Source organism: Hydrocoleum sp. CS-953, from assembly GCF_002260545.1.
In the GTDB taxonomy this organism is placed as follows: Bacteria; Cyanobacteriota; Cyanobacteriia; order Cyanobacteriales; family Microcoleaceae; genus Trichodesmium.
Genome location: NZ_LGSU01000966.1, coordinates 1 through 5,726, shown reverse-complemented (window position 1 = coordinate 5,726; position 5,726 = coordinate 1). Strand labels below are relative to the sequence as shown.

The 5,726-nt window shown below is 36.4% G+C and carries 3 protein-coding genes; all 3 read right to left on the bottom strand.

Annotated elements, in window-relative coordinates; all coding sequences use genetic code 11:
* Positions 1-758 precede the first annotated feature (758 nt).
* On the bottom strand, positions 759-2,623 hold a 1,865-nt coding region (locus AFK68_RS45085; RefSeq protein WP_371357375.1), incomplete at its 3' end, for an ATP-binding protein.
* 197 nt (positions 2,624-2,820) lie between these two features.
* A partial coding sequence (locus AFK68_RS45080; protein WP_371357374.1) for a two-component regulator propeller domain-containing protein occupies positions 2,821-5,251 on the bottom strand: 2,431 nt, incomplete at its 3' end.
* Between the two features lie 255 nt (positions 5,252-5,506).
* A partial coding sequence (locus AFK68_RS36755; protein WP_168186455.1) for a hypothetical protein occupies positions 5,507-5,726 on the bottom strand: 220 nt, incomplete at its 5' end.

Genomic DNA, 5,726 nt, shown 5'->3' with positions numbered 1-5,726 from the left:
AATATAATTATCGTTTAGCTGAAAGGTTAAACTGGTTTGAAGCAACGCGCACACCAGTCAATGCTTGTCCACTTAATGTTTCAGTAGTAAAAGTAGTCCGAAAAAGCTAAAATCAATTTAAAGAGCTTATACTTGTAAAAGTTTATGATAATTTTCTTGTTCAAGCGTTGGCGGAGCCTAGCGGCAGCTATATCGCTCTACTTGGTGTACGCTATATATAGTGTCTTTTGAATTTTCCTTTGATATAGTATTCATAGCATTCATATAGCAATACTAAATGATTGATGAAAAAAAACTCTAGGGGTTTGGAGACCAAACACCCTACAATAAAATATTAAAATATTTAACTGCTGACTTCTGACTTCTGAATTCATTAAAGTCTATTCTGATTAAAAGATTCAATTAATTGTCTAATAGTCTTAAATTGAAAATCATTAACTAAAACACTTAATTTTTCAGCTAATAAAGACTGCTCGGCAGGAATTTGTTCGATTAATTCTAACATCATATCATCATCTAGAGCTTTACTAGCAAAATAAACTTTTTTCAACCATTCATTCGGCATTTTTTGTAAATCTTCTACTGTTAAACTGGATAATTCACTTGAAGTTTCAGATGGCATTTCTTCTGCATAAATATATTCAACTCCTAAATGCTTTTTCATGGTTTCAAAAATGGTGGCTTCTCGAAAAGGTTTTCTGACAAAATCATCACATCCTGCTGATAAAATAATTGCTTTTTGTTCTTCTAATACACTNTCAAAAATGGTGGCTTCTCGAAAAGGTTTTCTGACAAAATCATCACATCCTGCTGATAAAATAATTGCTTTTTGTTCTTCTAATACACTTGCGGTTAAAGCAATAATTGCCGTGGCATTTCCTTTAGTTGTACCTTTAATATGTTGCGTTGCTTCATAACCATCCATTACTGGCATTCTCATATCCATCCAAATTAAATGAGGTTGCCAATTATCCCAGATATCAACAGCTTCTTTTCCGTTTGTAGCTTCTTTTAATTCAAATCCTAATGGTTGTAATAGTTTGATTAATAATAAACGATTAATCGGACGATCATCTACGATTAATATTTTATAACGAGGTTGGTTTGGTTGTAGAGCAATAACATGACGAGGATTTTCCTGAATTTCTATATCTTGTTTATTCACAACTTCTACTTCAATATCAAATTTAAAAGTTGTACCTTTTCCTACTTGACTTTTAACGGTAATATCTCCTCCCATTAAGTTGACAAATTTACGACTAATAGGTAAACCTAATCCTGTTCCCTCTTGACTATTTTTACCTGTTTCAGTTTGAGCAAATGCTTCAAATAATTTACTCATTTCCTCTTCAGCTATTCCGGCTCCTGTATCTCTCACTTCAAAAATAATAGTCGCTTTATTTTTCCCTCTTTCAAAGACTTTTTCATAACTTTCTCCCCTTTCAAAAACTTTTCCACCACTCTCCCCACTTTCAAAGGGAGGATTAAGGGGGGATTCTTCATTATTTTCACCATTTTTCACCTTTTTCAAGGAGAGATTAAGGGGAGATTCTTCATTTTCCCCCCTTTCTAAGAACGGATTTTTGCCCGAACTTTTCCCCCTTTCAAAGGAGGAATTTTTGCCCGAACTTTCCCTTCTTTCAAAGGAGGAATTTTTGCCCGAACTTTCCCCTCTGTCTAAGGAGGAATTTTTGCCCGAACTTTCCCTTCTTTCAAAGGAGGAATTTTTGCCCGAACTTTTCCTTCTTTCTAAGGAGGAATTAAGGAGAGATTCTTTTTGACTCGTAACTGTGACACTTACTCCTCCTCGTTTAGTAAATTTAATCCCATTATTAATTAAATTAATTAACACCTGGCGCAGCTTAGTTTCATCAGTATAGATATATTGAGGTACATCATCTTGATGGTCAAAAATTAATGTTAACCCTTTATTTTCTGCGGTTAGATGTAATAAGTCTTCCAGTTCATTTAACAAAGAATAAAGATCGACATTTGTGCCATTAAGAGTCATTTTACCTGCTTCAAGTTTAGACAGGTCTAAAATATTATTAATTAAGGTCAATAAATAGTTACCACTTTTATAAATAATAGTTGTATTTTCTCGATCTTCCTTTGATAAAACCGGAGAACGCATCATAATTTGAGAAAAGCCTAAAATCGCATTTAATGGAGTTCTCAATTCGTGACTCATATTAGCAATAAAAGTGCTTTTCGCCAGGTTTGCAACTTCCGCTTTTTCTTTAGCAAAAACTAACTGTTGATTTGAATCTTGTAATTCAGCAGTACGTTTTTTGACTTGCGTTTCCAGTTCGCGATTACGTTTTTCAGTTTCATATATACGCCACCACACTCCACCTAGTACAACTCCCAAAGATAAAATCCCCATTGTTGCTCTCAACCAAAGAGTTTCCCACCAAGGAGGTGTAATTGTAATCTCGATCGAAACACCCTGTTCGTTCCAAATTCCATCATTATTCGAGGCGATCGCTCGAAACACATAGTTGCCAGGATCTAAATTAGTATAGGTAGCAAAATTATCCTGACTACCCACTTCATTCCAGTCGCGATCGAATCCCTCTAGTTTGTACTTGTAGCGATTTTTCTCTGGTGATTGGTAATTCAATGCTGCAAATCTAAAGGAGAATATCCGGTCTTTATAGGAGAGGGTTAAGTGTTTGGTTTTGAGAATAGATTGCTTGAGAACTGAATTTTCACCAATAGGAACAAGTTTATTCTCCAATTTAAAATCTGCGATAAATACGGTCGGAATGTTGGGATTATCCTGAATTTGTTCTGGATAGAAAGCAGTAATACCATTTNATTGGTAATTCAATGCTGCAAATCTAAAGGAGAATATCCGGTCTTTATAGGAGAGGGTTAAGTGTTTGGTTTTGAGAATAGATTGCTTGAGAACTGAATTTTCACCAATAGGAACAAGTTTATTCTCCAATTTAAAATCTGCGATAAATACGGTCGGAATGTTGGGATTATCCTGAATTTGTTCTGGATAGAAAGCAGTAATACCATTTACTCCACCGAACCAAAGTTTACCATCCTTAGTTTTATGTTGAGCGGTGCTATAAAGAAAGGCGTTACTTTGTAATCCATCCGTCACATCATAATTCTGCACACTTCCTGTCTCAGGGTTAAATCTCGTCAGTCCCTTACTACTATGACTTAGCCATAAACCCCTTCCCTTTTTATCGTTAGAGATATCTTCTTCTAAAATGCCATAGATCGAATCTCTTGGTAATCCATGTCGATCGGCAGTATATTGGATAAATTTATCCTGGCGATCGTCATATTTTCCTAATCCTGAACTACTACCCACCCAAAGTTGACCTTGTTGGTCTTCATATATGTCTTGGATAGTAGCAGCAGTCCTGAGATTATATCCAATTATATTTGGATCATTCCCACGGTGATAGTAGTGCTTAAAGGTTTTTGTTTGAGGATCAAATTTATCTAGTCCGATTAAAGTACCGATCCAAAGTCTTCCCTCCCTGTCTTCATTAAGAACACGAATTTGATTGTTGAGCAGACTTTTGGGATTTTCAGGATCGTGGGTATAGTGAGTAAACTTTTCTGTCTCAGGATCGAATTGGTTTAAACCACCTCCCCAAGTACCAATCCAGATCGTCCCTGTTTGACTTTCACACTCAACATCATGGATCAGGTTATTGCTGAGACTGTTGGGGTTGGTTGGATCGTGAATGTAATGAGTAAATTGGTTAGTCTTGAGATTTAGCTTGTTTAATCCTCCCCCGATAGTACCGATCCAAAGATTCCCCTTCCTGTCTTCACAAATAGATTTAACCGTCGGGTTATTTAAGCTATTCGGATTATTGGGATTGTATTCGTAATGGGTAAATTTTCCTGAATTTCGGTCAAATCTGGTTAACCCACCACTACCTCCAATCCAGACAATACCCGATCGATCTTGATAAATAGCATTGGTACCATTATGTTTCAAGCTATTATCATCGCCAGGGATAGCACGATAATGAATAAATGGTTTGGCTAAAATATCCAGTATATTCACACCCCTTTCTGTCGGAATCCACAATTTGCCGATTTCGTCTTTGTAGAGTGGGAGAGTATTATCATGACTGAGACTATAGGGGTCGCCAGAGTTATGTTCATAATGGGTAAAGGTTTTTGTTTGGGGATCGAATCGGTAAAGTCCATCACCCCAAGTCGCAAACCACACAAAACCTGCATCATCCTCAACTGCTGAGACTGTAAAAACTGTATTGTTATTTAACTTATTTATATCGTCAGGATTATATTGATATCGAGTAAATTTCTGAGTTTCTCGGTCTAAAGTGTTGAGACCATTTTGAGTACCCACCCATAAATTCCCGCGACTGTCTTCATAAATTGCTCGTACAACATTGTCGCTGAGACTATGGGGGTCGTTTGGATCGTGCTGATAATGGGTAAATCTTTCTGTTTCATAGTCAAACCTTTCCAAACCACCATAAGTTGCTATCCAAAGCACACCCTCCCTGTCTTCATAGATTTTAAACACATCGTTATTAATCAAACTGTGGGGATTTTTTGAATCATGTTGGTAGCGAATAAATTTACCTGTGTCTCGATTCAGTTTATTAAGTCCAGCACCCAAAGTACCTATCCATAAATTTCCCTGACTGTCTTCATGGATAGCTCTAAGAGCATCGCTACTGAGACTGTGGGGATTATCTGGATCGTGATAATAATGGGTAAAACTCTCTGTGGAAGGTACATACTTATTAAGTCCAGCATTCCAAGTTGTAATCCAGAGTGTACCACTACCGTCTATCAATAGGTCTCTGGAGCGATCGCTACTCAAACTACCAGGATTATTAGGATCGTGCTGAAAAATTCTCATTCCATTGCCATCATAGCGAATGAGTCCGCCATTCATTGCAAACCACATAAACCCATCATTATCTTGAACAATATTCCACACTCTATCTTCGGGAAGTCCATCTTTGCTGGTGATATGTTTAAATTTGGTAAACTTTCCTGCATCCCTCGATCGGAGTATCTGTGGTGTTGGTTTCTTTGCCAAGTTAGCTAAATTTTCTACTGCTTTCTGTTCAGTCTGAAAAGAGGGGTTTTCCCCCAAAGCAGCAGTTACCAAAACCTGCCAAAAAAATAGGATGAATAATAATATCTGAATGGGATGTTTCCCCAACAATTGAGTCTGGCGATGGTTGATATTTTGATGACAATATTTATGATTTTTTAGACGATTTTTGTACATAGTTTTTCATCGTATCTTGATGGTCACAAATTTAATGATTCGTAAGCATTCTGCATCGTCAGCGGTCAGCTATCAGCTAATAGCTTCATTACTTTCAGTTGATAACTAGAGCTAGTCGCTATTGTGCTTCAATTCTCTGGTTAAAAATATAGATACTAGTATAGTATAAATCAAGCAAATGTTTGCTTTATTGATTAAAAAGCTGACAGCTGTTAGCGAAGCTCCTCTGAAAGAGGCTAGCTAATAGCTGAATGCTTACAATGATTCAATTAATTGTCTAATAGTCTTCAATTGAAAATCATTAACTAAAACACTTAACTTTTCAGCTAATAAAGATTCTTCGACGGGAATTTGCTCGATTAATTCTTCCATCATATCATCATCTAAAGCTTTGGCAGCATAATAAACTTTCTCTAACCATTCATTCGGCATTTTTTGTAAATCTTCTACTGTTAAACTTGATAATTCACTTGAA